The 877-nt window shown below is 69.4% G+C and carries 1 pseudogene; it reads right to left on the bottom strand.

Annotated elements, in window-relative coordinates:
- Positions 1–326: 326 nt before the first annotated feature.
- Positions 327–652: pseudogene (locus tag ACYVD5_RS25825) on the bottom strand (Rrf2 family transcriptional regulator); the annotation flags it as partial.
- Positions 653–877: the final 225 nt, after the last annotated feature.

Raw genomic sequence — 877 nt, 5'->3', positions numbered from 1 at the left:
AAGCACCTTTCGCATGTCCAGAGGGGTCTGCGGTCACGCCCGCCGTGAAAGCCCGAGGCTAACGACCGATGGACGCGACCTGCGGCTCGATCGCCTCGTGGCGGTAGCCGTCGCTGATCGGGACGGCCCGGGCAACAGCGCCGTTGATCTTGCGTTTCGTGTCGTCCATCGAAATCCTGGCCCGTGGATGAGGCACTGACTGCCGCGCTGGTGTCGGCCAGCCCCGATCCAGGCCCATTCGTCGCAGGTATGCAGGCGCGGCGGCGGCTGCGGTTCGACATTGACCGGCTCTGGCCGCTAGAACCGGCCCACGCCGCAGCGGGGGTAGCCCGGCGCAGCTGGCACGCAGCCCGCAGCGGGCACGGCGGGTCGTCCGTGCAGCCCACCACGTCGCCTGCACCCTCCAGCTCCCGCACGACCGCTCCCACCGGGTCTGCCGCCCAGCGTCCGTGAGCCGCAACCCGCCGCCGCGGCCGCGGCGCGCCCCGATCAGCCCGAGCTCGGACAGCCGAGCGACCGCCTTTGCGGTGTGGGCATAGGAGACCGCGAGCATGTCCGCGGCGGCCCGTGTGGTGAGCTGCTTGTCCTCCCCGGCCACGGCCAGCCGCATGACCAGGAGCAGGGAAACGTCGGTGAACTCGGTCAAGCGCATGCTTCACGATAGGCCGCCACCTGCGACGAGCCCGAACCGCCTACGGATTCTGCCCCCCATTACCTTTTAGTGCAGTTCCGCAAGGGAACACCCGGCCTTCGGCCCCGGCATGACTGGTCCCCCCTGTCACCCATGATCCGGGGGGTGGTGTCACCGGGTCCGAGGGCGCCGCGAGACCGCTGATAGAAGCACGATCCGACCCCTGAGCAGGATCTTCGTAATGTG

The organism is Streptomonospora sediminis, from assembly GCF_054778995.1.
This window is presented reverse-complemented; position numbering and strand designations above follow the sequence as displayed.